The 24,727-nt window shown below is 53.0% G+C and carries 28 protein-coding genes; 8 read left to right on the forward strand and 20 right to left on the reverse strand.

Annotated elements, in window-relative coordinates:
- Positions 1-3: 3 nt before the first annotated feature.
- The 4 genes from mutS to P398_RS0110880 form a co-directional block, all read right to left on the reverse strand.
- A complete protein-coding gene (mutS, locus tag P398_RS0110865; protein WP_029335237.1) occupies positions 4-2,529 on the reverse strand; it encodes a DNA mismatch repair protein MutS in 2,526 nt (841 codons plus the stop codon).
- Between the two features lie 50 nt (positions 2,530-2,579).
- Positions 2,580-3,008 (reverse strand): RicAFT regulatory complex protein RicA family protein, encoded by a 429-nt coding sequence (locus P398_RS0110870; RefSeq protein ID WP_024370256.1) that lies wholly within the window; start codon positions 3,006-3,008, stop codon positions 2,580-2,582.
- Between the two features lie 107 nt (positions 3,009-3,115).
- Complete coding sequence (locus tag P398_RS0110875) at positions 3,116-3,541, reverse strand: GNAT family N-acetyltransferase (RefSeq protein ID WP_029335238.1); 426 nt, start codon at positions 3,539-3,541, stop codon at positions 3,116-3,118.
- 14 nt (positions 3,542-3,555) lie between these two features.
- On the reverse strand, positions 3,556-5,019 hold the full coding sequence (locus P398_RS0110880) for a phytoene desaturase family protein (RefSeq protein WP_029335239.1): 1,464 nt from the start codon (positions 5,017-5,019) through the stop codon (positions 3,556-3,558).
- 140 nt (positions 5,020-5,159) lie between these two features.
- On the opposite strand from P398_RS0110880, the gene P398_RS0110885 reads away from it, so the two are divergent.
- From P398_RS0110885 to P398_RS0110910, 6 genes are all read left to right on the forward strand, one after another.
- Entirely contained in the window at positions 5,160-5,657 is a 498-nt protein-coding gene (locus P398_RS0110885) for a hypothetical protein (protein WP_029335241.1), read from the forward strand.
- Positions 5,658-5,676: 19 nt separating this feature from the next.
- The gene (locus P398_RS0110890; protein WP_029335242.1) at positions 5,677-6,399 is read left to right on the forward strand and encodes a nucleotidyltransferase domain-containing protein; all 723 of its coding nucleotides are present in this window, start codon (positions 5,677-5,679) and stop codon (positions 6,397-6,399) included.
- Positions 6,400-6,408: 9 nt separating this feature from the next.
- Positions 6,409-6,936, forward strand: coding sequence for an AAA family ATPase (locus P398_RS0110895; RefSeq protein ID WP_029335244.1), 528 nt, complete (start codon positions 6,409-6,411; stop codon positions 6,934-6,936).
- Between the two features lie 126 nt (positions 6,937-7,062).
- Complete coding sequence (locus tag P398_RS0110900; RefSeq protein ID WP_029335246.1) at positions 7,063-7,824, forward strand: transporter substrate-binding domain-containing protein; 762 nt, start codon at positions 7,063-7,065, stop codon at positions 7,822-7,824.
- Positions 7,821-8,825, forward strand: a complete 1,005-nt coding sequence (locus P398_RS0110905; RefSeq protein ID WP_029335247.1) for a pyridoxal phosphate-dependent aminotransferase — start codon at positions 7,821-7,823, stop codon at positions 8,823-8,825. Before P398_RS0110900 ends, P398_RS0110905 begins: the two co-directional genes overlap by 4 nt.
- Positions 8,826-9,049: 224 nt before the next feature.
- Positions 9,050-10,408: a glycosyltransferase family 2 protein gene (locus P398_RS0110910; RefSeq protein ID WP_029335249.1), complete on the forward strand. Its 1,359-nt coding sequence runs from the start codon at positions 9,050-9,052 to the stop codon at positions 10,406-10,408.
- Positions 10,409-10,445: 37 nt separating this feature from the next.
- Here the strand turns inward: P398_RS0110910 and P398_RS0110915 are convergent, their stop codons facing one another.
- Entirely contained in the window at positions 10,446-11,000 is a 555-nt protein-coding gene (locus tag P398_RS0110915; RefSeq protein WP_029335251.1) for a sugar O-acetyltransferase, read from the reverse strand.
- An 88-nt stretch (positions 11,001-11,088) separates the two neighbouring features.
- Between P398_RS0110915 and P398_RS0110920 the strand changes: the two genes are divergently transcribed.
- The gene (locus P398_RS0110920; protein ID WP_029335254.1) at positions 11,089-12,012 is read left to right on the forward strand and encodes a DUF7916 family protein; all 924 of its coding nucleotides are present in this window, start codon (positions 11,089-11,091) and stop codon (positions 12,010-12,012) included.
- Positions 12,013-12,052: 40 nt separating this feature from the next.
- Here P398_RS0110920 and hisE read toward each other — a convergent pair whose 3' ends face one another.
- From hisE to P398_RS0110970, 10 genes are read right to left on the reverse strand one after another with little or no spacing between them, the layout of a single operon-like run.
- Positions 12,053-12,361 (reverse strand): phosphoribosyl-ATP diphosphatase, encoded by a 309-nt coding sequence (gene hisE, locus P398_RS17180; RefSeq protein ID WP_029335255.1) that lies wholly within the window; start codon positions 12,359-12,361, stop codon positions 12,053-12,055.
- Entirely contained in the window at positions 12,358-12,690 is a 333-nt protein-coding gene (gene hisI, locus P398_RS17185) for a phosphoribosyl-AMP cyclohydrolase (protein WP_051638906.1), read from the reverse strand. The genes hisE and hisI overlap by 4 nt, the downstream gene beginning before the upstream one ends.
- Positions 12,639-13,406, reverse strand: a complete 768-nt coding sequence (gene hisF, locus P398_RS0110935; protein WP_029335257.1) for an imidazole glycerol phosphate synthase subunit HisF — start codon at positions 13,404-13,406, stop codon at positions 12,639-12,641. The genes hisI and hisF overlap by 52 nt, the downstream gene beginning before the upstream one ends.
- Positions 13,399-14,112: a 1-(5-phosphoribosyl)-5-[(5-phosphoribosylamino)methylideneamino]imidazole-4-carboxamide isomerase gene (gene hisA, locus P398_RS0110940; RefSeq protein ID WP_024370242.1), complete on the reverse strand. Its 714-nt coding sequence runs from the start codon at positions 14,110-14,112 to the stop codon at positions 13,399-13,401. Before hisA ends, hisF begins: the two co-directional genes overlap by 8 nt.
- The gene (gene hisH / locus P398_RS0110945) at positions 14,090-14,677 is read right to left on the reverse strand and encodes an imidazole glycerol phosphate synthase subunit HisH (protein ID WP_029335259.1); all 588 of its coding nucleotides are present in this window, start codon (positions 14,675-14,677) and stop codon (positions 14,090-14,092) included. The genes hisA and hisH overlap by 23 nt, the downstream gene beginning before the upstream one ends.
- Entirely contained in the window at positions 14,674-15,261 is a 588-nt protein-coding gene (gene hisB, locus P398_RS0110950) for an imidazoleglycerol-phosphate dehydratase HisB (RefSeq protein ID WP_024370240.1), read from the reverse strand. The genes hisH and hisB overlap by 4 nt, the downstream gene beginning before the upstream one ends.
- Positions 15,248-16,264, reverse strand: coding sequence for a pyridoxal phosphate-dependent aminotransferase (locus tag P398_RS0110955; protein WP_029335261.1), 1,017 nt, complete (start codon positions 16,262-16,264; stop codon positions 15,248-15,250). Before P398_RS0110955 ends, hisB begins: the two co-directional genes overlap by 14 nt.
- Positions 16,261-17,475, reverse strand: a complete 1,215-nt coding sequence (hisD, locus tag P398_RS0110960) for a histidinol dehydrogenase (RefSeq protein WP_029335263.1) — start codon at positions 17,473-17,475, stop codon at positions 16,261-16,263. The genes P398_RS0110955 and hisD overlap by 4 nt, the downstream gene beginning before the upstream one ends.
- Positions 17,472-18,080, reverse strand: coding sequence for an ATP phosphoribosyltransferase (hisG, locus tag P398_RS0110965; protein ID WP_024370237.1), 609 nt, complete (start codon positions 18,078-18,080; stop codon positions 17,472-17,474). The genes hisD and hisG overlap by 4 nt, the downstream gene beginning before the upstream one ends.
- The gene (locus tag P398_RS0110970) at positions 18,077-19,000 is read right to left on the reverse strand and encodes an ATP phosphoribosyltransferase regulatory subunit (RefSeq protein ID WP_024370236.1); all 924 of its coding nucleotides are present in this window, start codon (positions 18,998-19,000) and stop codon (positions 18,077-18,079) included. Before P398_RS0110970 ends, hisG begins: the two co-directional genes overlap by 4 nt.
- 109 nt (positions 19,001-19,109) lie before the next feature.
- Here P398_RS0110970 and hisJ point away from each other — a divergent pair, with 109 nt between their 5' ends.
- On the forward strand, positions 19,110-19,925 hold the full coding sequence (hisJ, locus tag P398_RS0110975) for a histidinol-phosphatase HisJ (RefSeq protein ID WP_029335264.1): 816 nt from the start codon (positions 19,110-19,112) through the stop codon (positions 19,923-19,925).
- A 154-nt stretch (positions 19,926-20,079) separates the two neighbouring features.
- Here the strand turns inward: hisJ and P398_RS0110980 are convergent, their stop codons facing one another.
- The 5 genes from P398_RS0110980 to P398_RS0111000 all read right to left on the reverse strand — a co-directional run bounded on the left by P398_RS0110980 (position 20,080) and on the right by P398_RS0111000 (position 24,709).
- Positions 20,080-20,436 (reverse strand): hypothetical protein, encoded by a 357-nt coding sequence (locus tag P398_RS0110980; RefSeq protein ID WP_024370234.1) that lies wholly within the window; start codon positions 20,434-20,436, stop codon positions 20,080-20,082.
- A 212-nt stretch (positions 20,437-20,648) separates the two neighbouring features.
- Positions 20,649-21,224, reverse strand: coding sequence for a deoxycytidylate deaminase (locus P398_RS0110985; protein WP_024370233.1), 576 nt, complete (start codon positions 21,222-21,224; stop codon positions 20,649-20,651).
- A gap of 51 nt (positions 21,225-21,275) precedes the next feature.
- Entirely contained in the window at positions 21,276-22,511 is a 1,236-nt protein-coding gene (locus P398_RS0110990) for a toxic anion resistance protein (RefSeq protein ID WP_024370232.1), read from the reverse strand.
- Entirely contained in the window at positions 22,495-23,199 is a 705-nt protein-coding gene (locus P398_RS0110995) for a 5-bromo-4-chloroindolyl phosphate hydrolysis family protein (RefSeq protein WP_235263351.1), read from the reverse strand. The genes P398_RS0110990 and P398_RS0110995 overlap by 17 nt, the downstream gene beginning before the upstream one ends.
- A gap of 157 nt (positions 23,200-23,356) precedes the next feature.
- A complete protein-coding gene (locus P398_RS0111000; protein ID WP_024370230.1) occupies positions 23,357-24,709 on the reverse strand; it encodes a sodium-dependent transporter in 1,353 nt (450 codons plus the stop codon).
- Between the last annotated feature and the right edge of the window lie 18 nt (positions 24,710-24,727).

Below are 24,727 nucleotides of genomic sequence, written 5' to 3' on the forward strand. Positions count from 1 at the left end.
GTCTCACCCTTTCTTTGCAGACTGTTGTAGCGCATAAAGCGCCTGCATCGCCTCGATTGGGTTCATGGCGAGCAGATCAAGCTCGAGCAGTTGTTGGCGGACGTCATCGCTCGTCTCGAACAACGACAGTTGAGCCGCCTCGTCTGTCGCCTCCTTTTCGATCGGCGACCGTGGGGTCGTGACCGGTTCGGCTTCAAGTGCAGACAAGATCGTTCTCGCCCGGTCAATCAGTTCCGGGGGCAGGTCGGCCAGTTCGGCGACATGAATCCCGTACGACTTATCCGCTTTGCCTGGGTGTACCTCATGCAAGAAGACGACGCGCCCGTCCCGTTCGATCGCACGCACGTGGACGTTTTCAAGCGCCGGAATCGACTCTTCTAAGACAGTGAGCTCATGGTAGTGGGTCGAGAACAGCGTCTTCGCCCCGATCGAGGCCGCGATATATTCGACGATCGCCTGGGCGAGCGCCATCCCGTCATACGTCGACGTGCCGCGACCAATCTCATCTAGTAAAATCAGACTGTTCGCTGTCGCTTCTGTCACGGCTTGACGCGTCTCGGTCATTTCGACCATGAACGTCGACTGACCGCTCACGAGGTCATCGGCCGCACCGATGCGCGTGAATATACGGTCAAACAGCGGGAGTTCGGCCGCTTCAGCCGGAACGAACGATCCGATTTGATGCATGATCGTGATGAGAGCGAACTGACGCATGTACGTCGATTTACCGGACATGTTCGGTCCTGTGATCAACAACATACGTCGACTGTCGTCAAGCGTCAAATCGTTTGCGACGTATTCGCCGCGCGGGAGCACCGTCTCGATGACAGGATGGCGGCCGCGGTCGATTTGAACATGTTTAGACGTCTTTGCTCGCACGTAGTCACGTTTCTCGGCGACGAGGGCGAGACTGAGCAACACGTCAAGCTCGCTGAGCGAACGGGCGAGCTGTTGCAACGGCTTCGTCTCTCGTTTGACACGGTCACGAAGTTCGACGAACAACTCATATTCGAGCGTGCAACTTTTCTCTTCGGCTCCAAGAATGAGGGCTTCTTTTTCTTTCAATTCTGGCGTGACATAGCGCTCGGCGTTCGTAAGCGTCTGTTTGCGCTCATAACGCCCCTCTTCGAGCAAGCGTGCGTTTGCTTTCGTCACTTCCAAGTAATAGCCAAAGACGCGATTGTAGCCGATTTTGAGTGATTTAATCCCAGTCGCGAGTCGCTCTTGTTGCTCAAGGTTGGCAATCCACGTCTTTCCGTTCGCTTTCGCCTCGAGTAGCTCGTCCAACTCACTCGAATAACCGGCACGAATCATTCCGCCTTCTTTTGTCGAGATCGCCGGCGCATCAACAAGCGCTGAATGAAGCAACTTCGTCAACTCGTCGAACGTGTCGAGGTCTGTGTCAATTTGACGGAGACGTGACGCCGTGACCGATTGTAACAAGTGCTGAACGTCAGGGATGCGGGTGAGCGTATCGCGCAATTGCACGAGATCTCGGGCATTCGCCGTCCCGTATCCGACTTTTGCAACAAGACGTTCGATATCGTACACGTGTTTCAACTGTTCTCGGAGTTGGTCACGTAACATGAAGTCGTCTAACAAGTTCTCGACTGCGTCCAATCGGTCTTGAATCGCCGTTTCCGTATAAAGCGGTTGCTCGAGCCAACGCTTCAACAACCGGCCGCCCATCGCGGTCGTCGTTTCATCTAACAAGGCTAGGAGCGATCCTTTTCGTTCTCCGGACCGGGCTGAACGGAACAACTCTAAGTTCCTAGCCGTATTCGCATCGAGCTGCATATGTTGCTCGACTTCATAGGCGATGGCAGGTTGCAGGTGGTCGAGGGAACGCTTTTGTGTCCGTGTCAAATACGCGTATAGCAACGCGAACGCATCCCGTTGCGCCCCGTCCTTCGCGCCGTCGGCAAGGTCGGAATCGATGCGCTCCGATTGAATGGAGAGTGGGATGCCTAACGGCGCAAGCGCGTCTGCTAATCGCTCGTCATCGACGAGCACCTCGTTCGGGAGCAACCCTTCCATTTCCCGAAGGACGGCTTCTTTTGTCGGAAGCGTCGTCAACCACGATTCGCCGGTCGTCACATCGCCACGGGCCACTCCATATACAGCGCCGTGCTTCGAGACGGCGACCAAGTAACGGTTCTCTTTCTCACCGAGTGACGCCATATAGGTCCCTGGTGTGATCACTTGAATGACTTCCCGTTTGACGAGACCTTTTGTCGCCTTCGGGTCCTCCATTTGTTCACAGATGGCCACGTTGAACCCTTTTTCGATCAATTGCTCGATATAAATCGCTGCCGAGTGATGCGGGACCCCGCACATCGGGATCGGATGCTCCGCGTTTTTCCCGTTTTTTGCGGTGAGTGTCAATTCGAGCTCTTTGGCGACAATTTGTGCATCATCAAAAAACAGCTCATAAAAATCACCGAGCCGATAGAATAAAAAGGCGTCTGGATAGTCCGCCTTGATTGAAAAGTATTGTTTCATCATCGGGGTTTGATGTATCGTTTCCATTCGTTTTCACCTCTAGAAATTAGAACAGCTGACCAATGGCCAGCTGTTTGTTAGTATCCGCAGCCGCCGCGTGATTTCTCGGCCGCCATGCCACTTCCTGTTTTTCCTGCGAGGACATCGCCGTCCGTCGCTTCGATGATGCGATCGGTCACCGAGTTGGCGAGCGTCACCGTCACGTATTGAAGTAAGTCGTTCACTTCGACTTGTGTCTCTTGAAACGCTTGGACGACTGGAATCGCGTCAAGCTCATCCATCGCTTTATCGATTTTCTGTTCGACTTTCGCGAGGGCTTCCGTCTTCCCGTAGTGCTGACAATTGACCGCTTCTTTTTGCAAGAACTTGATGCGTTTGATGAGCGTCTGAACGCGCTCGCTTTCATTCACTTTCGTCTCTGCTTCTTTGAAACGCGCCACTTCAGGCGTCTTCGCGAGAAGTTCGGCCAATTCTTTTGCTTTTTCAATCACTTGTTGGTCAGTCACGTTCGTAAACCCCTTTGCTGTCTATAATGTTATCGCACGAATCGTGCGCGAGTGTTCTCCACCATTCTACCATGAACGAATTCGGAAAGGTACATCATGGCTTCAGTTCAAGCCTTGCTTTTTCGGACCATGTCGACGTGGGGAATCCCGTCCTCATCGTATTCATCGCTCGTCCGCTCGAATCTGAAACTCGCATAAAACGGTTCGACGTATGTCTGGGCTTGCAAATAGAGGTCTTCTGCCCCGAAATCTTCGATAGCGGCCTCCATCAGTTGACGCGAATAGCCGTTGCCACGATGCCCCGGGCTCGTCACGACTCGCCCGATCGCAACGGGGGAGGCATGGATTAAAATCCTTAACGTAGCGACGATCTCGCCTCCTTCTTCCATCCAATAATGGACGGCATCGAGGTCTTTCCCGTCGACTTCCTGATACGCACATTGTTGCTCGACGACGAACACTTCCGTCCGAAGTGCGAGTAGCGCATACAGTTCATGCGTCGTCAGTTCACTAAATTGTTTTTTTCTGATCATCGTTCATCGTCTCCTTATAACGTCACACCGAGCGCCCGGGCCACGTGCAACCCGCTCGTCATCGCCCCGACCGTGCCCGCCCCCGGAAAGACGGTGTCACCGCAGACGAACAAGTTTGGAACGTCCGTCCGATAGCTCGCGGCGTGAAACAATGCTTGTCCCGGCGTTTGCGCATAGCCCCCGACGGCGCCGTGCGGCCGTTTCGTATACTTCACCCAGGCACCCGGCCCCCCAGGCAAGACGATCCCAGCGTCCCCTGTCCAATCGGGAAAGCCGATGTGCACGGCTTCGACTAACCGCTCGGTCCATTCACTCTCAAGTTTCTCATAGACGGCGCGCTGTTTCCAATCAATCCATTCCGAAAGATCGAGATGGGTCGATACCGTCACGGTCCGCTCCGGCTTTTCGGTGCGCAACACGTCGCCACCTGCTGACATCGACAGGAACGCATGGCCGCTCGGTAAATGTTGTGTATACACTTGTTGAAACAATGGCCGGTTCACACAGACGTGTTCCGGGAGCGTGATATAGAGACTGAACGTCCCCCACTGCGAACGGCTCAAGTGGCGCCGATATTGTCGCATGAACGATTCGGCATCGTTACCAGTCAGTAATCGACTCGTCGCTTCGAGCGGGATGGCCGATACGACCGTATCGACGATGTCGAGTCGACCGCGCCGATCTGTCAGCAACCAGCCATCACTCACCCGTTCGACAGAGGTGATGTGACGACCGAGCAGCGCCGTCCCACCGTCGTGACGCAGTGCCCGCTCGAGCGCATGGGCGAGCTGATACAGTCCCCCTTCGACGTAAAAGGCCCCCTCATGGTAAATCGACAAGGCGACCGCGGCGAGCAGATGGCTCGCATCTTTTGATCCCGTCTGCAGACTGTCGAGCAAGACGCCGTCAATCAATCGTTCGAACATCGTCCCGCTCAGCTGATGACGGGCGAGCGTCTTCTGTAACGGACGATACAACTTCGGCGCGATGGTGAGAGTATTTGGCCGAAGTCCTTGCAGGGCGACGAGGACGTCTTGAAGACTACGAAACGGCAAGGCTGGTAGTCGTTCGAATAAAGGCCGGAGTGTCTCGAAGTCACGCCACATTTCCTTCATGAACGCGCGGATAAGGTGCGCTTCCGTCGGGAACTTCGCCTCCAGTTCAGCTAGAAAACGACCGCGGTCCTGATAATAGATGACGGTCTGGTCGAACAAGTGAATCTGCATGACTTCCTGTAACGGCCGGAACGGGACGGCCTCCTCTAAATGGCGAAGCACACGGTCATGAATTCCGCCAGGCTCGAAGCCCATGCCGAGTGTCGCCCCGGCCGGGAACAAATAATCCCCCCGCTCGAACTTGCCGGCGCAGCCTCCCCATTCACGTGACGCTTCATATACTGTCACGTCATGTCCGTTTCGTTGTGCGAGCGCGGCCGCAGTCAATCCTGCGATGCCGCCTCCAATCACCCCAATTCGCATCGATATCGCCTCCTTCTTTCATCATACCTCGACACGTCTTTTTCGTGACGATGTAACCTGTTTTTCTGAGGTTTTTGGACAAGGAGGCAGGGTTCTCGCGGACGATGGCGAAAAAACGAATAAAGGACAGGTGAAACCATATGCGAAGTCGGGTCATCATTTATTTGCTCATCCCAATATTAATTTTCATCGGCATACTGATCACACCTCCATCAGAGGAATCGCAAAAAGTGGCCACGATGACGGCCGTCAACATTCAAGAAATGATTCCTTATGAGCGAGAGTACACATCCCAAAAACTACTGCTCGAAGAGACGTTGCACGATTATGAAGCGGTGCTTGAAGAATGGCAACTTGAACGTGGTGCCCGTACATCGTATAGTTACGTCCTTCGATTGCGCGGTTTTGAGACGGTCGTCCAAGTTGATGCTGGTGCGGCCAATACGCGCTCGGACGGTTACTACGCCATGCAGGCGCACAGCCCGATCTATGAGGCGGATAAACCGCTCTCGATTAGTTATCCGATTATCCTCTTCGCCACGGAACAACGGCTCGTCCTCAATCAAATGGAGGTACGAGTCATTTATGAAGAGAACGGAGAGTTAAAAAAGTGGCGCATCACGAGTCAAGAATCATGACATGTGAAAGGAGTTATCCATGCACTTCAAACTTGAACCTGCCGTAGCGGCAAGGACGTTCGTCGCTACGCACTTCCCCGGCTGTCGAGCCGCGCTGCTCGCCGGGAGCGTCGTCCGTGGTGAGGCGACCGCGACGTCAGATCTTGACATCATCATCTTCGACGACAGACTCGTCTCGTCTTATCGGGAATCGTTTATCGAGGCAGGATGGCCTATCGAGCTGTTCGCCCATAACTTGACGTCGTATCGCGAATTCTTTGAGCAGGATTGCCGACGCGCCATTCCGTCGTTGCCAAGAATGGTCTCCGAAGGCATCGTCTTGATCGATACGGATGTCGTCGAACACATCAAACGTGAAGCGAGAGCCTTACTCGACATCGGGCCGGAGCCTTGGTCAGACGAGACGATTGAGATGAAGCGATATTTTCTGACCGATGCGCTCGATGATCTGATCGGATGTACGAATCGCGCAGAGGGGTTGTTCATCGCGAGCACCCTCGCTACGTCAGTCTGTGAGTTCATCCTGCGTACGAATCGGCAATGGACGGGATCCTCCAAATGGACGTACCGCGCTCTCGATCGCTATGATGCCCAAGCAGCCCGTGAGCTCGCCGATGCACTCGAACGCTATTATCAAACGAACGAAACCGACGCCCTCATCCGTTACGTCGATGAGACGCTCTCCCCGTTCGGCGGCCGGTTGTTCGCCGGATTCAGCCGCGGAAAATCAAACGAAATGTGAGGTTGCCCCATGTTCTTTCTTCAACTGTCCGGTTTCCCCGGATCCGGTAAATCGACGCTGTCTCGCGAGATCGCTCGACGACTGGATGCGGTCATCGTCGATCACGATGTCACGAAGACGGCACTTCTTGAATCGACCGCACAGCATCCGCTTGACCCGGCGCTGACCGGAAAAATCGCTTATGACATCGACTGGGCGCTCGTCGAGTTCAATCTATCTTTAGGGAGAAACGTCATGTTGGATAGCCCTTGTTTATATGACGTGATGATTGACCGCGGCTTGGCGATTGCGGCAAATAGCGGAGCCACCTATCGTTACATCGAATGTCTCGTCGATGACATCGATGAAATCAATCGCCGGTTGCGTGAGCGCGATCGAAAGCTCAGCCAAATCGAACACGTTTCCCCATCTGATTTTCACCAAACCGTGGCGAACAGCAAAAAGCCACCGAATATGCATACGCTTACAATCGATACGAATCGTCCGCTCGAGACGTACATTCCCGCAGTCATCGCCTATCTTCAACAAATTGATTGAATACCTGATGCATCCGGCGGCTAGGAAGCTGGATGCATCTTTTTTTATTTATTTGAATTTTTATACTTTACAATTAATAATTATGCAATTACACTTAGTCTCATATCTTGAAGGAGGAATTCATACATGAAGAAATGGATCGTTACAGGGGCACTCGTCATGAGTGCCATCGTACTTGGGGCTTGCAGTCAAGAGACAACGGGAGAAGAAAAAAAGACACTCGTCATGGGGACGAGCGCCGACTACTTCCCGTATGAATTCGTCGACACGGCGAACGGGGACGCCATTGTCGGCTTTGACATTGAAATCGCTGAGACGATTACGGAACGTCTCGGTTATGAGTTAAAGATTGAAGATATGGATTTTGGAAGTCTGCTTGGCGCTCTCAACGCTGGACGTGTCGACTTTGTCATGGCGGGCATGACGCCGACCGAGGAACGTAAAGAGAATGCGGACTTCACGGACATTTATTTGTCGGCGACGAACTTGATCATGTCGAAGGATGAATCGCTACAATCGATTGAAGCGCTTGCTGGCAAAAAAATCGGTGTCCAGACGGCTTCGATTCAAGAAAACATCGCCAAAGAGCAAGCACCGGATGCGGAGCTCGTCTCATTAAACAAGATTCCAGAAATCGTCCAGGAATTGAACACAGGTCGGATCGACGCGATGGTCATCGAGGATACGGTCGCTCAGAAGTACTTGGACCAAGATCAAGGGTTCTACACGTTCGCGTTGAAAGAAGACGGCGAAAAGGGCTCGGCGGCCGCCTTCAAGTTAGACGATGAGCTGCGCGACCAATTCAATGATGAGTTGAAAAAGATGATGGAGTCAGGCGAAATTGATGAATTGACGAAGAAATGGTTCTCGATGGAGCCGACAGAATGAGACAAGTCTCATTGCCGATTTATCCCGTCACCTATCCGACCGGATTTCGATTAAATCAAAACGAGAGCCAGTTCCCGGTGCCGACACGGTTGCACGAACAGCTTTCAACGCTCTCGTTTCACGATTTACATGAGTATCCGGTGCAACCGATTGACGAGTTGTTCAGGCGTTATGCGGCGTACGTTGGCGTGGAACCGAATCAACTGCTCGTCGGGTGTGGCAGTGACGAGATGATTCACGTCGTCACGCAGGCGTTGTTATCGCCGGAAGACGTCGTCTTGTCACCGAATCCCGATTTCGCCCTTTATCCGATCTTCACGACGATCGCACACGGACGTCACGTGCAAACTGACGGTTTATCGTTCGATGCCCTCGTCTCGTCGGTGGAACACTATGCACCAAAACTATTGCTGCTATCGAACCCGAACAATCCGACTGGAAAGCTATGGACGGTTGCCGAGTTGAGTGACCTCGCCGCACGCGTTCCGTATCTCGTCGTCGACGAAGCATACATCGATTTCACACCGGACGCGAGCATGATTTCACATCTCGATGCTTTCCCGAACGTAATCGTGCTCCGAACGTTATCGAAGGCGTTCGGTCTCGCCAACGTCCGTCTTGGTTTCATGGTCACAACGACTGAACTAGCGGCTTACTTCCGGCAATTCGTTCCTCCGTTCAACATTAGCGGTGTCAGTGCAAAAATTGCCAACGTCTTTTTACAAGATTCATCTTATCTTGACGAGGCGATCGCTTGGCATGCCGAGATGCGCGACAAGTGGTCATCGTTACTCGCCACAATCGGTCAAGTTCACCCCGCTAAAGCGAATTTCCTATACGTGACGCTCGACGAACCGGAATTGATATGGTCCCATCTCGCCACGAACGGGATTCACACGTCGCGTCAATCAAGCGGGATTCGAGTGACGCTCGGAACCGAGCAAGCTCTGTTAGCTACAAAACGTGCGTTGATGACGTGGTCGCCCGTTTCTCAACCATAAACGGCACGCCCTTTGAAGTTCGGTACTCTTCCGACTTTATAGGGCGTTTTTGATTTAGGTCAATATTTTTCAAGAAGTGCACGTCTTTCGTTGACAAGATCAAAAAAGGCCATCAAATTTCATCTTACTGCGCTAACTTCTAAGTTGATTGGCTGTTATCGATTTATTGACGATTCGGCCTCCACCAGTCGCAGCTTATACTTTACAGATATGGAGGAAACAGCATGGTTTCACGCAATGAACCGGTCGAGACGAAATGGGGACGAAAACGCATCGGGAATCGCTGGTATTGGACGATTTTAACGCGTTTTTGGCTGTCACACGGTTTCTCACTCGCCTGGTTGCTCTTCTCGATTTACATCTCGCTTCCTTGGCTCATGGATTTAGCCAAATTGACCAATCTCCCACTTGCACTCTTCATTATCGGTGGCATCGCCTACATACCAGGATATTTGATGGCCTTTTTACTCGCCAGTCTCGTCCTCGATCGCCAACCTCCGTTCAAAGATGAACATCCAAATGAGGCCGTAACGGTTATGATTGCCGCTTATAATGAAGAGGCTTCAATCTATGAGACAATCCGCTACGTTGCAACGCAAGATTATACAGGTCCCCTTCACTTACTTGTCATCGATAACAATTCAAATGACAATACGTCAGCGGAAGTGTTACGAGCTAAAGAAGATTTTTCGATTCCGATCACATTATTACATGAACAAAAACCAGGAAAGTTCCAAGCACTTAATTTCGGCTTAACCCACGTGACAACACCGTACGTCATCACCCTCGACGCCGACACGTTGATTCATCCGTCCGCGGTTCGATTTTTAGTGGCTCGACTCGTGAGCAGTCCGAAAGATGTGTGCGCCGTCGCCGGCAGCATGCTCGTCCGGAATAGCCGCAGCTCGTTTTGGACACGCCTTCAAGAATGGGATTATTTCTTAGGAATCGCTTCAATCAAACGGCTTCAAGGACTTTATCAAGGAACGCTCGTCGCACAAGGGGCGTTTAGTTTATATGAAACGGCGGCCGTTCAAGAAGTCGGTGGTTGGCCCGACGCAATCGGTGAAGATATCGTGCTCACTTGGCGCTTGCTTGAGAAGAAACGCCGTGTCTACTTTGAACCGCTCGCGGTCGCCTTCACCGACGCCCCGGAGTCGTTCCGCCACTTTGCCCGCCAACGCTCGCGCTGGGCCCGAGGCATGGTCGAGGGATTGCAGGAAGTGAAGCCGTGGCGTCAGCCCCAGCTGTATACAAAATACTTAACGGGCGTCAACTTGATCATGCCTTATCTCGATATCGCTTATACGTTCTTTTGGATCCCTGGTCTGATCCTCGCCATGTTCGGTCACTATTGGATCGTCGGTCCGATGACGTTGCTCGTTTTGCCCCTCACCGTCCTTAGCTACGGTCTCCTCTACTTTTATCAACGCGATTACGTGTTCAAAAACTTGAACTTACGTGTCCGTAAAAACTTGTTCGGTTTCATCTTTTTCGTGTTGAGCTATCAGCTGTTCATGTCCCCGATTTCAGTGTGGGGCTATGCACAAGAGACGTTCAAACTAAAACGTGTTTGGGAATGATCAAAGGCCCCGCAACTATTTTGCGGGGCCTCCTTTTTTATGTGATCGTCTTGATGACGCGCGCCGGGTTGCCCCCGACGACGGTAGAGGCGGGCACGTCTTTCGTCACGACCGCGCCGGAAGCGATCACGGCATCATTCCCGATTGTCACACCAGGATTGATGATGGCGCCACCGCCGATCCAGACGCGATGTCCGACCGTGACCGGTTTCCCATATTCTATGCCGGAGATGCGCTCCGTCGGGTCGAGCGGATGAGTCGCCGTGTAAACGTGCACGCCCGGTCCGAGCATACAATCGTCACCGAACCGGATTGGACAGATGTCTAAAAACACACAATCGAAATTTGCGAAGAACCGCTCCCCGATGTGGATATTGAAGCCATAATCACATTTGAACGTCGGCTCGAAGTAAAACGACTCCCCGGTCGACCCGAACAACTCGCTTAATGTTTCTTTTCGAATGGCGAGATCATCGATGCCTGATTGATTGAACTGCTCCATCAATCGACGCGCATGGCGCCGTGCGGTCACAAGCTCTTCATCTCCGGCAAGGTAGCGCTCGCCTCGAACCATCTTTTCTTTTTCCGTCATCGTCTTTCCCCCTATTCTTTTTCAGTATAGAGGATTTTCGCCAGAAATGGGGAATAGGATGTTGACGAACTTGAGGAGGAATTGACAGATGAAACGTATTCTAGATTGCAGAGCCAGCGACTTTTTGACGTTCAACCGCAGCGATTTGATTGAGTCCATTCGAAAAGCCGAAGGACGCACCGTCCTCGCGGAGGTCATCCCGACCGTCCAACCGTTGTATCCCGAAGTGACGAACGCGGAACTTGCCAGAGCCTTCGGTGCAGATATGATCTTACTCAACATGTTTGACGTGTTTCACCCGTACGTGAAAGGACTGGAAAGTCACGCCTTGTTCGGTAACGACCCGGAAGAAACGATGTCAGACAATCCGATTTTAGAGTTGAAACGGCTCGTCGGGTTGCCGATCGGTGTCAATTTAGAACCGGTCGACTTCTCCGAGAAGTCTTCTGAAATGCATGACGTCAAGCATGGACGGCTCGCGACACGTGAAGCGTTCGCGAAAGCGTCTGAACTTGGCATCGACTTTATTTGTCTGACCGGCAACCCGAACACCGGCGTGACGAATGAGGCGATCGAGCAAGCCATTATCAGCGCCCGTCAAGAGTTTGCCGGCGTCATCATCGCCGGCAAGATGCATCAAGCCGGTGTCGGCCGAGTGCTCGACCGCGAGGCGTACACGCGCTTCGCCGAAGCCGGTGCCGATATCATCTTGATTCCAGCCCCAGGTACCGTCCCTGGTGTTCGCGAAGACGAGTTTTTCGAAGTCACCCGCGACATCCAAGCGCTGAACAAACTCGTCGTCGCCGCCATCGGGACTTCACAAGAAGGAGCAGACGAGGCGACGATTCGGGAAATCGCCTTGTCCTCGAAACGTGGTGGGACGGACGTGTTTCATATCGGGGACGCTGGACTGTCAGGCATCGCCACACCGGAAAATATTCAAGCGTTATCGATTGCCATCCGCGGTCGGCGTCATACGTATATCCGCATGGCCACCTCGGTCAATCGCTAAAAAAAGGAACGGAGCCTTGAGGCTTCGTTCCTTTCTCGTCTTACCAGTCTTCGACGTCACGGCGTGGTTTCGCCGGTGTTGTCGTCCCATGGCGCTCACTGAGAAGCGTCTCGACGTCTTCAAGCGAGACACCTTTCGCTGCGAGCAAGACGAGCAAGTGATAGATCACGTCCGCCGCCTCTTCGACGACGTTCTCATCCTGCAATGCCGCAATCACGACCTCGAACGATTCCTCGCCGAACTTTTTGGCGATTTTATCGACGCCTGACTCGAACAAATACGTCGTATACGACCCGTCTTTCGGTGTCGTCTTCCGTTCTTGAATCAATTTCTCTAACTCGTGAATCATCCTTCCACCTCCGTGAAAAAGCAACTTCGATTACCCGTGTGACACGTCGGCCCATTGGCCCGGACGCGGACGAGAAGCGCGTCTTGATCGCAGTCGACATGAATGCTTTCAAGTTCGAGCGTGTTCCCGCTCGATTCGCCTTTCATCCAAAGCCGCCCTTTTGAGCGCGACCAGAACGTGACCGTGTTCGTCTCAAGCGTCTGTTGAATCGCTTCATCGTTCATATAGCCGAGCATGAGTACGGCGTTATCTTCCGTCGACACGATGATCGCCGGGATCAATCCACTGTCGTCGTAACAAACCGCATCGGCAAGTTGTGTTCGCTGCATACGTGCTTCACCTCTTCCACTGTCGTTTTCCGGTCATGTAGAATCGAAGCGAGCAGCGCCGCATCGACACGTTCGAGCGCATCGACGACGTGACTCGCGTTGCCGGCCCCACCCGAGGCGATGATTGGTATATCGACCGCGTCACGGAGAAGCTCGAGAATGCCCAAATCATACCCGCTCTGTTTCCCGTCTTGGTTCATCGACGTGACGAGCAGTTCCCCTGCCCCAAGTTCGGCGACGCGTTTCGCCCAGTCAATGGCGCGCAGTTCCGTCTTCTGTTTGCCGCCATACGTGTAGACGAAGTACTCCCCGTCCTCGAAGCGAACGTCGATGGCGACGACGATACATTGAGACCCGAAACGTTCGGCCGCCTGTTTAATCAAATCAGGCGATTCGACGGCGAGCGTGTTGAGTGAGACTTTATCCGCCCCTGCTTTTAAAAGCGAAGAGATGTCTTCAAGCGAACGAATACCGCCGCCGACCGTGAGCGGGATGAACACTTTCCGGGCGACGGCGCTGACGACGTCGAGCATCGTCTGGCGCCGCTCGGTGCTGGCCGTGATATCCAAAAAGACGAGCTCGTCGGCCCCGGAGGCGTCATAATATTTCGCGATTTCCACCGGGTCACCGATATCGCGTAGCGCCACGAATTCGACGCCTTTGACGACACGTCCTTCTTTTACATCAAGACATGGGATGATGCGTCGTTTAAGCATGGCGCGCCTCCCACTCGATCAACTGGTCGAGACTGACTTTTCCTGAAAGCAACGCCTTGCCGACGACGGCCTCATCGATCTGCGCGTCGCTTAGTGCCTGGACGTCTGCCTCTGTCGTCACCCCGCCTGAAGCGATGAGAGTGACCGTGACCGCCTCACGGAGCGCGCGCATGCGCTCGAGGTTCGGGCCGTTCAGTTTGCCGTCCGAACCGATATCTGTGTAAAGGATCGTCTTCACGCCACGGGCGACCAAATCATTCGCGGCCTCGATATCACGCAATGTCGTCGCCTCTTGCCAGCCGTTGACGGCGACCATCCCGTCATACGCATCGAGCGCGACGGCAATACGGTCGCCGTATTTGGCGAGCGCCGCATCCAAGAAATCGGGATCCGTGAACGCCTTCGTCCCGAGTAGGACGCGGTCGGCCCCGGTCTCCATGACAGCATCGAGTGCTTCGACTGAACGGATGCCCCCGCCCGTCTGGACGAAAAATCCGCATTCTTTCGCGAAACGGACGACGTCAAGGTGTCTCGGCTCACCCGCCTTTGCTCCCTCGAGGTCGATCAAATGGAGCATCGGGACACGCCCTTGCCATTCTTTCAACTTTTCGTATGGGTCCCCGTACTGTTCTTCTGTATTAAAATCCCCTTCTGTCAGACGGACGATTTTACCATCGATTAAATCAATTGCCGGTAGTAATCTCACGCTCGACCGACTCCTTCCATTCTTGTAGTAAACGTAATCCGAACGTCCCGCTCTTCTCTGGATGGAACTGCATCCCCGTGACAAGACCGTCCTGTACGATCGCAGGAACGCGCTCGCCCATATAGTCGGCTGAGGCGACAATATTCGCCTCAGCGGTCACGACGTGATACGAATGGACGAAGTACACGTCCTCATCGCGTAAAATCGAGTTCCACCCAACGTGCGGCAACCGCTTCGCTCGCATCCGTTCGACGCGTCCTTCGATGAGTCCGAGTCCTTCGGTCAACATTCCTTCTGTGCTCGAGTCGAACAACAGTTGCATGCCGAGGCAAATCCCGAGGAACGGTTTCTCCGTCGCCATCCGTTTCAACAACGGCACGAGTCCCGTCGCATGGAGGGACGCCATCGCTTGCGGGAAAGCGCCGACACCTGGTAGCAAGATCGCATCGGCCGCCTCAATTTCCGTCGCATCGTTCGTGATGACGACGTGACAACCGATTGCTTTCAGCGCCCGTTCGACGTTAAAGACGTTCCCCATCCCATAATCAATGACCGCGACGTTCATCCTTCGATCCGTCCTTTCGTTGAGGGCAGGCGGTTCGACCCGTCCTGTCCAATCGCTTCGGCGAGCGAGCGACCGAACGCTTTGAATAACCCTTCGACCATATGGTGTGAGTTCGTGCCGTATAGCACTTCAAGATGCAGCGTCAGTCGGGCGTTCATCGCGACAGCGCGGAAAAACTCCTCGGCAAGCTCTGTATCAAAGTCACCGAGCTTAGGATTTTTGATGTCGGCGTTAAACACGAGGAACGGGCGACCCGACACGTCGACGACACTGCGTGCGAGCGTCTCGTCCATCGGGAGGTAACTCGTACCGTAGCGGCGAATCCCGACCTTGTCACCGAGCGCCTCTAAAATCATCTGCCCTAAGGCAATCCCGACGTCTTCGACCGTATGGTGGGCGTCGACCCACGTATCTCCTTCGACGTGAACCGATAAATCGATTTGGCTATGGAAAGCGAACAACGTCAACATGTGGTCGAAGAAGCCGACGCCCGTTTGAATATCGCTTTGTCCCGTCCCGTTCAAATCTAACTTCAGTTCAATCTTTGTCTCGTTCGTCTCGCGTTTCGTTTCAGCTGTTCTCAAGTGAACTCACCTCTTCTATCGTTTGTTGAATCAATCGATACGCCTCATCCGTCCCGGCACTGACACGGATGCCATCGGAGAAAGCCCGGACGTGGACCCCGTTGGCAAGAAACCGACTCGCCCACGCTTCACTGTCTCGTATCACGACGTATAAGAAATTGGCCCGACTCGGGAGGATTTTCCCGACCGGTGCCAGTAATGGTTTCAGTTTTTCACGTTGTTCATTATGGTACGCGACAGCGTCACGAATGTAGGCCACATCCTCTAAGACGACGGCCGCAACGGCCGCGCTCAGTCCGCTCACGTTGAACGGTGAGCGAAAGCGGTCGATGTTCTCGATCAATGCCGGGTCCGCAATCATGAAACCAATCCGTAAATTCGCCAACCCGAACGCTTTTGACAACGTTCGAAGAATGATGACGTTTCGATGATCAGCGAGACGGGGGTTGAACGAATCGTCCATCGTGAAGTCAATATACGCCTCATCGACGACGAGATATGGCACCCGTTCTGCGACCATCGCGAGCTCGTCAAGCGTCCACATTTTCCCCGTCGGATTGTTCGGGTTTGAGACGAGGACGAGTTTCGGATGGTTCGCCTCGATCGTCTGTACGAGTGATTGGAACGATAATCCGTCCTCGTCCGGCTGCACGAAGTTCCCTCGCGCGATGTGTGCATAAATGCCATACATCGAAAAGTCCGGGAGCGGTGCGACGACGACGTCATCGACGTCGAGAAGTGCCTGGCAAAGTATCGCGAGCAACTCATCGCTACCGCTGCCGACCATCAATTGGTTCACTTCAACGCCCGCGTATTCGGCATAACGTTGTTTCAAGCGAATCAACTCTTCGACCGGATAACGGCTTAAACCGGTCAAGTCGATTGAACGAATCTTGTCTTGGATTCGCTCGGGAAGTTCGTATTGGCTCTCGTTTTGATTTAACGCATGTCCCTTGACCGCATGTGGGACGTAACGCGGAATCGTTTCGTATCGTTGTCTCATAGATCCTCCAATCGGGCCGCCATCGCTCGAGCATGCCCTTCTAACTGTTCTTGTTTGGCGATCCGGATGGCGGCCCGTGTCACCGTCTCGTCGAGTTCCGTCATTTGCAGGAACGTCTGACGCCGATAGAAGTCATCGACCGACAGCCCGCTCGAGAATCGAGCCGTCCCGCTCGTCGGCAGGACATGGTTCGGTCCAGCAATATAGTCACCGAACGCTTCGGCCGCCTCGTGACCAAGGAAGAATGAACCGCCGTGACGAATTTGTCTCATATAATCGTCCGGATTCTCGACGGCGAGTTGGACGTGTTCGGCCGCCATCTCATTCGCCTGGCGAATCGCCTCATCTTTTGACTTCACGACCACACCACCGCGTTCGAGCGCCTCGATGGCGATGTCTCGTCGGGGGAGGTCGCTCAGTTGACGTGCGAGCTCTTCCTTGACGGCGCGAGCCATCCGGTCTGTCGAGACGAGCGCGAGCGCCGTCGCCTCGACGTCGTGCTCGGCTTGGGCGAGGAGGTCGGCCGCGACCCATTTCGGATTAGCCGTCTCGTCGGCGATAATGAGCACTTCGGAAGGTCCTGCCACCGAATCGATTCCGACGATGTGAGAGACGAGCGCTTTGGCAGTGGCGACGTAGGCGTTCCCTGGCCCGACGATTTTATCGACCGGCCGAATCGACTCCGTGCCGAACGCGAGCGCCGCGACCGCTTGGGCGCCACCGACGAGATAGCATTCATCGGCCCCGGCGATTTTAGCGGCAATCAATAAGGAGACGTCAATTCCATCCGGTTTTGGCGGTGTCACCATGACGACACGATTCACGCCGGCCACTTTTGCCGGGATGACGTTCATCAAGACGCTAGACGGATAGACAGCCGTCCCACCCGGAACGTACACCCCGACCGAGTCGAGCGGCATGTAACGGCGGCCCAGTCGGAACATCTCGTCTTCGAAGACGTCGTCGTCCCGGCGTTGGCGTTCGTGGAACGCACGAATCCGCTCTGCGGCGAGCGTCAACGCGTCCGTCAGCTCGTCATAAGCCGTCGGTGGTGTGAACGTAGTCAAATCGACAGCTTCGATTTGGTTGACGCCATCAAACTTAACCGTGTATTCGAGGAGTGCCTCGTCTCCTCTCGCCTCGATGGCCTCAAGGATCGGTTTGACCGCTTCGGCCCAAGTTTCACGTCGTGTCCGGTTTTGTGAGCTCATGCGCCTTCCTCCTTGCTGAGACGACGAATCCATGCCTTCAATTCGTCCGGATCGTTCGCGAGCGCCGTCTCACTCGTGATGAACTTGGCGTTAATATCAAAAATCGTCTCATATTCTTCAAGGTCGTTCGCCCGAAGCGTCGCCCCCGTCTCGACGATGTCGACGATGCAGTCGGCAAGGCCGGTCAATGGAGCGAGTTCGACGGACCCGTTCAAGGCGATCACTTCGACGTTTTGTCGTTTCGATGCGAAGTGCGAGATGGCGATGTTCGGATATTTGCTCGCGACTTTCAACTTCTTCGTCCCGTTCTTCCGTTGTTTCGGACCGCATACCGCCATGCGGCAACGGCCGAACGGCAAGTCGACGACTTCGAGGACACCAGGTGTCTTCTCACGTAAAATGTCACCGCCGACGATACCGACGTCTGCCGCGCCGTGCATGACGTATTTATAGACGTCGTCGCCTTTGACGAAGATGAACTCGTGCCCGTCGACTTCGACCGTCAACTCACGGCCGCGTTTCTCCGGCCAGACGGTCAGTCCGACTTGTTCAAAATAGTCTCGTGCCGCTTTTTCGATGCGACCTTTCGCGATTGCTACTTTCATGAAATCACCTCACCTAACTGTTCTAAATCGAGTGATAACCCGAACGCGCGACGCGATTGACCGAAGTGGCCATATAGCGAATCATAGCGTCCGCCAGACAAGACACGGCGACCGTCCATCGTTCCAGTGACGGTCAGTCCCGAATAATAATCGAAATCGCCAGTCTGTCCAAAATCATAGGAAGCGTTCAATCCGATGGCCCGCAAATGCAAGACGGCACGCTCGACGTCTTCAATGTTACCCGTCAGGCTCGAATCGGCTTCTTGTTTCAATTCTTCAACGGCCGAATCGCCAATCAAGAATGGCAATTTTGCGATAAGTGGATAGTCATACGTCACAGCCAGCTCGCGAAGCGACTCGAGGTTGCGGAGCGCCAAATATTGTCTGAGCGTCCGTTCCGGTATGCCTGCCGCCTCGGCGATTGATGCGACGAGTGCGGCCGAGCCGACTTGGATGCGCAATCCTCGGCGAGGCATGATGTCTTTTGTCATCGATAAGAACGATTCAATCAATTCCGTGTCGGCCGCCTCACCGTCAATCCATTCAAGTCCGAGTTGTTGCCGTTCATGTGGCTGGCCCGAATGTTTTGGGGTCCTGCGGTATACGGCACCGGCATAGGCAACACGCATCGGCTCGCTACCATCCGCTAGTTTCCGTGCGATTTGAAGCGTATAGTCCGGTCGCATGACGAGCAACTCCCCATCGTTGCCGAACAACCGATAATAGGCCGATTCATCGAATAAAGCGAGATCTTGGTAATGCGAATAGTACTCGACAAGCGGCGGCTCGATGACGCGATATCCGTTCGTCGTCGCCTGTTCGAGGAAAGAGAGCATCCATTGTTTCGGACGTACGACGTCCTTATCTTCTAATTCGTGCCATCCTTCCGGGATGGAACCTTTCGTATTGAACCAAATCATCTATATCACCCTTTATCTTGTTATCACTTTACCAAACTAAAGTAGTGTGTTAAATTTATCAAACGAAGCCGGTGCTGTCAACCGGCGAACTCGAAAGGAAGGTTGCTCGATGATTGACTTTACCCATGATGGCCACATCCATACCCCCTTTTGTCCGCACGGCTCGAGGGATGCGTTAGAGGCGTACGTCGCGGCTGCCCGTGCACGCGGTTTGAAGACGATCACGTTCACCGAACACGCCCCGTTCCCGAAACGGTTCACCGACCCGGTCCCGGATCAGGATTCAGCGATGGCACTCGATGTCCTCCCTCGTTATCTTGACGCGATTCAACAACTCAAACAGTCGTATGCCGGTGAGCTCGATATCCGTGTCGGCCTAGAGATTGACTTTGTTCCCGGATTCGCTGAAGAGACGATTTCCTTATTAGAGCCGTATGCCGCAGCCCTAGACGAAACGATCTTGTCGCAACATTTCCTTCTCATTGAAGACGAGTACTTCCCGGTCGACTTCTCGCTCGAGACGTTTGATGTACTCGTCGAGCGTCTCGGCTCGTTCGAGGCGGTCGTGCGTGCTTACTATGAATCACTCGAGGCTGGGCTTAAATTTGAATGGGAACGATTGAACGTGAAGCGGATCGGACACTTGGATTTGCCGATCAAATACGAAAAACAGTATGTATGGGAGCGTGAACACGTCAAAGACGTTGAGAAGCGCCTGTTGCGAACGATTCAAGCCCACGGTTTCGGTCTTGACTTGAATACGGCAGGTTTACGAAAAGTCGACTGTGGCCGAGTGTACGCGGAAGCCGTCGCCACAGAAGCGATCACACTCGGCATCCCGCTCGTCCTCGGTTCAGACGCACACGTCGCGATCGATGTCGGCCGTAATTTTGAAGATATACAAAAAAAAGCCACGTTCCGTTGAACGTGGCTTCTTTAACAGCGATCTAGCTATCTAGATCCCCATGTTTGGTTGTCGATAACGATATGGCGTTCCATTTCTTCATCTATTGATTATAATACCACACTGATTACGTGTTGCAAGTATAAAATGAAAAAAGATGGCACAGAGGCCATCTTTATACCGTCATCGCTGCATACAACTCTTTCAACTCTTTCGTTGCGGCTTCGTCCATCTGTAACGCCACGAGTTCGACGAATTGTAAGGCCGGGTCCGTGTCCCCCGACATGCGGACAATCTCTGCTGCCGCATCGTCAAGCGCGAGCAAGATGCCCGACACACCGAGCGTCGGATAGTAACGGAGCAGCGCGCGGACGTGCTTCATCTCCGAGATGTCGTTCCCGTTAATCTTGAGCGCTTTGACCGCCAATTCTTTATGCGTCCCGATCGCGAATTTATCTTCCCACACTTCCTCAAGTGTGATTACTGCTTCCACTTCATAGGCACCGTCAGTGAAACGAACTAGTTTTTCCATGTTCCATATCCCCTCTCGTTTATCTACTTTTATTATAAAAGACGATGACGGGAATAGTTTGTGAAATATTGAACATTATGTGTAAACTTTGTCTCACCGGATGGACACAATTGAATAAGTGACAAAAAAAGGCCCCTCCGAGGAGGGGCGAATAATGGAAGAGTAAAACACCATTGGCAGTACATTAATAATATAACACCGAATGTAAACGTTTACAATGTGTTTTTATAACTTTTTTCAAGTGGCATGTGAACGACTTCAATCCCGCTCTCTCGCATCAAATCAAGCCCGTCGCCGTGCTCATATCCGACTGCGTAGACGACGCGAGCGACACGCGACGCAATCAGGGCGAGAGAACAAGCGTGGCAAGGCGAGTGTGTGACGTACGCCGTCGCCCCGAACGCGTTCGTCGAATCGGCGGCGAGTTTCCCGATCGCATTGATCTCGGCATGAATCTCATGTTGTTTCGACCAGTTGTGATGCTCATACGGGTCGTGACATTTAACAAATGTCACACCTTCATGGACGAGTTGCACTGCGGGCTCCATCAAATCGATGGTCTCGTCACGTACATATTCCGCTCGTTTATAGAAACCGTCGTCTCGTTTCAAAAAGATCTCATTACAGTTCGTGTGACCGGACGGCGTACCGTTCAACCCGATCGAAATCGGTTTCTCGTCTTTGACGATGACACAAGCGACACTCTTTGAGGCACACTTCGAGTGACGCTCGGCCATCATGTCGGCGAACTGTAACCACGTCTCATCCCATAATCGTTGTTTCTCCATATGTATCCTCCTTAAGGAAAAGGAAAGTCCGATTGCTCAGACTTTCCCCGGTCAATACCCTGTATCTTTCGGTAACTCTTTGTTTTTTGCTGCGATTTCGATGACTTTTTCTTTCAACTCATGTTCCATCCGGTCCAGCTCACGCTCGGCCTCACGACGTTTCTGCTTCCCTTCTTGCTGGATGCGGAGCGTCTCGTCAAGCGTCGACAACAAGTTCTCGTGTGCGACTTTCAATGATTCGACCGAGACGATGCCTTTCTCGTTCTCTTTCGCAATCTCAATCGAAGAGTCTTTCAACATCTTCGAGTTTTGCTCGAGCAATTGGTTCGTCGTTTTCGTCACGTCTTGCTGCATCCGAAGCGCCGTCTTTTGACGCGTCAGGCTGAGCGCGAGGACGACCTGGTTTTTCCAAAGCGGAATCGTGTTGACGACAGCGGACTCGATCTTTTCGGCCAAGATTTGGTTGTTCTGCTGAATGACGCGGATTTGAGGCGCCATTTGCAAGCTGATCGTCCGACTGAGCTTCAAATCATGCAACTTCTTCTCGAACCGGTCGGCGAGTTGAATCATGTCGTTCAGTTGTTGCAGTTTCACTTGGTCTCTCGACAGCTCCACTTCTTGACGAAGCGGCGCGATCTCGTGGTCGCGGACGTGATCAAGTTTCGTCTCCCCCGCTGCGATATACACGTTCAACTCTTCGAAGTACCGTTTGTTTTTGTCATACATCTGGTCGAGCATCGTGATATCTTTCATGAGACCGAACTTGGCACGATCTAAATTATGGATGACCTCTTCGAGATAGACGTTCATCTTCTCGAACTGGAGCTTATAGTTCTCCGCCTTTTTCTTCGCTCGTCCGATGAGCGGCAAGTTGTCGACGAAGCTCTTTTTCTCCGGTTGAAGCATGTCCGGGTCCATTTTACGGACGTTTTGCATCAAATCGGATAACAGTTTGCCGGCGTCGCCGCCATCCTTCATCCGGACTTCAGTCAAGATTTGATCAGAGAATTGGGACAGCTCGCGCTGTACGCTCGAACCGAACAACATGACGGAATCCGTCTTTTTGATGTCAATCGACTCAGCGAGACGTGTGATTCGCTCACGGTGTTGGTCTGGGACGTCAGGCTTTACTTGGATGGCTGGCACCTCGTGCTTCGCCGTCATCGCCGACCAATCCATCGACGGGTCAGAAATCGACTCCGTCTCGGTCTCTGTTTTTGTCTTCGTCTCCGAAGTGAGTTCTTCTTCTGGCCATGACTGCCAGTTCGTTTCATTCGATGAAGTCATGTTTTTTTCTCCCTTCTGGTTGATCTGCCAATACGCGTTCCATCATGATCAATTCCCGTTCAAAGTCGACAGCGTCGTCTTCTAATAGACGGCCGCGCTGTTCTTTGAACTTGTCGACGATGAGTCGCATATTCGTGATCAGCTGCTCTCGTGTCTCTTCTTGAATGACGACACGTTTTCCTTCTAATTCTTTAAATTTCAAGACGACCGATACGAGCGAGTCCAAGTAAAATGTGAACAAGTCGCGGACGTGTTTGGCGTCTTGCGGGTTCTCGAACAGTTCGGCGAATAGGTCATGCGCTTCTTTCGATACCGCCTTCATCTCACGCCGGACCTCGATGTCTTTAATTTCGGGAAGAACGCGGTCGATTTGTTGCAACTTCTCGTATCCTTGCTCGATCGTTCGTTGCAAAAATTGAAGTTCTAAGTCGTCGGTCGCCTCGAACTGACGGGCCGGAGCCGGTTCCTCTATCGGTTTCAAGATGCGTGACCCGACGAACGTCTCTTCCTCGTCGAGTAACAGTTTCTTTTTCGCTCGTTTGGCTATCGGGGCCGGATTGCGATTCCGTCGTTTGTTTGTCGACCACACCTCGTTCAAAACGAGTGCCCCGACGATGATGAACAGCCAAGAAAAATCAAACACACTGATGGCAAAATATAAAACTGCGCCGGTTAAGGCCCATTTCATCCATGTCTTCATTCGTTTCACCTCGTCTCGTGATACTTCTATTGTACCTTACGTCACCCGTCAAAAAAAGTTTCGTCATCTTTCTAAGCTTAGCACAACGATACGCCTCACTCTCTCGGTCGCAAGGACGAAAAAAAGCAAGGGGAGAGCCCCTTGCTTACGTGTTGAGCCACGTCGACACCATAACGATGGCAACTGTGACCGGGATGACATAGCGAATCAAGAAACGCCATACCGGATACAGTTTCTTACCTGTGTCTGAAGTTTGAATTTCTTCTTGCAAGATGCGTTGGTCGACGATATATCCGACGAAGATTGATGTGAGCAACGCGCCTGTTGGCATTAAGATGTAACTAACGATGTAATCCATCGAATCGAAGAACGTGCGCCCATTTAAGAATTGCATCTCGCTCATCACACCGAACGAGAGCGCGGACGGAATTCCGACTGCGAACACGACCGCAGCGGACAAGAGCGTCACGTTTCGTTTTGACAACGTCTGTTTCTTCTCGTTCAAGCGGTCCGTCACACCAGCAACGACGACTTCAAGCATCGCAATCGATGACGTGATCGAGGCGAACGTGAACAGTAAGAAGAACAGTACCATGAAGAAGCCGCCGAGCGGCACTTGGTTGAAGACGGCAGGTAATACGACGAACAGAAGCGCCGGGCCTTCCGCCGGGTCAAGCCCTGACGCGAACACTGCCGGGAAAATCGCGAGACCGGCTAGTAGCGATACTGTGATGTTCAACAGGACGATCATGTTGGCCGAGCGGTTGAGCGTCCCTTTCGTCTGAATGTAAGACGCGTACGTCAGCATCGCCGCCACACCGAGCGAAAGCGAGAAGAACGCTTGCCCGAGCGCGAACAACACCGATTCTCCTGTGAGTGCCGAGAAGTCAGGTTGTAAGAAGAAACGGACCCCTTCCATCGCCCCGTCTAGCGTCAAGGAACGGATGACGAGCACGATGAAGCTGACGAACAGAAGCGGCATTAAAATCTTGCTCATACGCTCGATTCCGGCTTCAACACCTTTTAAGACGATCAAGAGCGTGATCAACAAGAACAAGAACTGTCCGAACACCGCGATGCCCGGCGTCGAGACGACGTCCCCGAAGACGGCGCCGAATTCATCAGGTGAACGACCGCTGAGAGTCCCGCTCAAACCGAGACCGACATAAATGAGTACCCAACCGCCGATGACGCTGTAGAATGAGAGCAATAAGAAACATGCGATGACACCGAGGTAACCGATCAACGTCCAGCGACCGTGGCCAAGCTTTTTAAATGCGAGCAACGCCGTCCGTTGTGTCGAACGTCCAACGATGAACTCACCGATTAAAAGTGGTAATCCGAGCAAAAGCGTAAATGCCAAAAACATGAGCAAAAAGGCGCCGCCTCCACTTGTACCGGTTACGTATGGAAATTTCCATATCGCTCCGAGACCGATTGCCGACCCTGCGGCCGCTAAGATGAATCCAATTTTTGAGGCGAACGAGTTTTGCGCCATTCCTATCCCTACTTCCTG

It is taken from the genome of Exiguobacterium aurantiacum DSM 6208 (assembly GCF_000702585.1).
Classification (GTDB): domain Bacteria; phylum Bacillota; class Bacilli; order Exiguobacteriales; family Exiguobacteriaceae; genus Exiguobacterium; species Exiguobacterium aurantiacum.

Excerpts from the sequence above, each read along its gene's own strand:
- mutS (WP_029335237.1), bottom strand. The coding sequence starts at position 2,529 with ATGGAAACGATACATCAAACCCCGATGATGAAACAATACTTTTCAATC.
- P398_RS0110875 (WP_029335238.1), bottom strand. The coding sequence starts at position 3,541 with ATGATCAGAAAAAAACAATTTAGTGAACTGACGACGCATGAACTGTAT.
- P398_RS0110880 (WP_029335239.1), bottom strand. The coding sequence starts at position 5,019 with ATGCGAATTGGGGTGATTGGAGGCGGCATCGCAGGATTGACTGCGGCC.
- P398_RS0110885 (WP_029335241.1), top strand. The coding sequence starts at position 5,160 with ATGCGAAGTCGGGTCATCATTTATTTGCTCATCCCAATATTAATTTTC.
- P398_RS0110890 (WP_029335242.1), top strand. The coding sequence starts at position 5,677 with ATGCACTTCAAACTTGAACCTGCCGTAGCGGCAAGGACGTTCGTCGCT.
- P398_RS0110895 (WP_029335244.1), top strand. The coding sequence starts at position 6,409 with ATGTTCTTTCTTCAACTGTCCGGTTTCCCCGGATCCGGTAAATCGACG.
- P398_RS0110900 (WP_029335246.1), top strand. The coding sequence starts at position 7,063 with ATGAAGAAATGGATCGTTACAGGGGCACTCGTCATGAGTGCCATCGTA.
- P398_RS0110905 (WP_029335247.1), top strand. The coding sequence starts at position 7,821 with ATGAGACAAGTCTCATTGCCGATTTATCCCGTCACCTATCCGACCGGA.
- P398_RS0110910 (WP_029335249.1), top strand. The coding sequence starts at position 9,050 with ATGGTTTCACGCAATGAACCGGTCGAGACGAAATGGGGACGAAAACGC.
- P398_RS0110915 (WP_029335251.1), bottom strand. The coding sequence starts at position 11,000 with ATGACGGAAAAAGAAAAGATGGTTCGAGGCGAGCGCTACCTTGCCGGA.
- P398_RS0110920 (WP_029335254.1), top strand. The coding sequence starts at position 11,089 with ATGAAACGTATTCTAGATTGCAGAGCCAGCGACTTTTTGACGTTCAAC.
- hisE (WP_029335255.1), bottom strand. The coding sequence starts at position 12,361 with ATGATTCACGAGTTAGAGAAATTGATTCAAGAACGGAAGACGACACCG.
- hisI (WP_051638906.1), bottom strand. The coding sequence starts at position 12,690 with ATGCAGCGAACACAACTTGCCGATGCGGTTTGTTACGACGACAGTGGA.
- hisF (WP_029335257.1), bottom strand. The coding sequence starts at position 13,406 with ATGCTTAAACGACGCATCATCCCATGTCTTGATGTAAAAGAAGGACGT.
- hisH (WP_029335259.1), bottom strand. The coding sequence starts at position 14,677 with ATGAACGTCGCGGTCATTGATTATGGGATGGGGAACGTCTTTAACGTC.
- P398_RS0110955 (WP_029335261.1), bottom strand. The coding sequence starts at position 16,264 with ATGAGACAACGATACGAAACGATTCCGCGTTACGTCCCACATGCGGTC.
- hisD (WP_029335263.1), bottom strand. The coding sequence starts at position 17,475 with ATGAGCTCACAAAACCGGACACGACGTGAAACTTGGGCCGAAGCGGTC.
- hisG (WP_024370237.1), bottom strand. The coding sequence starts at position 18,080 with ATGAAAGTAGCAATCGCGAAAGGTCGCATCGAAAAAGCGGCACGAGAC.
- P398_RS0110970 (WP_024370236.1), bottom strand. The coding sequence starts at position 19,000 with ATGATTTGGTTCAATACGAAAGGTTCCATCCCGGAAGGATGGCACGAA.
- hisJ (WP_029335264.1), top strand. The coding sequence starts at position 19,110 with ATGATTGACTTTACCCATGATGGCCACATCCATACCCCCTTTTGTCCG.
- P398_RS0110980 (WP_024370234.1), bottom strand. The coding sequence starts at position 20,436 with ATGGAAAAACTAGTTCGTTTCACTGACGGTGCCTATGAAGTGGAAGCA.
- P398_RS0110985 (WP_024370233.1), bottom strand. The coding sequence starts at position 21,224 with ATGGAGAAACAACGATTATGGGATGAGACGTGGTTACAGTTCGCCGAC.
- P398_RS0110990 (WP_024370232.1), bottom strand. The coding sequence starts at position 22,511 with ATGACTTCATCGAATGAAACGAACTGGCAGTCATGGCCAGAAGAAGAA.
- P398_RS0110995 (WP_235263351.1), bottom strand. The coding sequence starts at position 23,199 with ATGAAATGGGCCTTAACCGGCGCAGTTTTATATTTTGCCATCAGTGTG.
- P398_RS0111000 (WP_024370230.1), bottom strand. The coding sequence starts at position 24,709 with ATGGCGCAAAACTCGTTCGCCTCAAAAATTGGATTCATCTTAGCGGCC.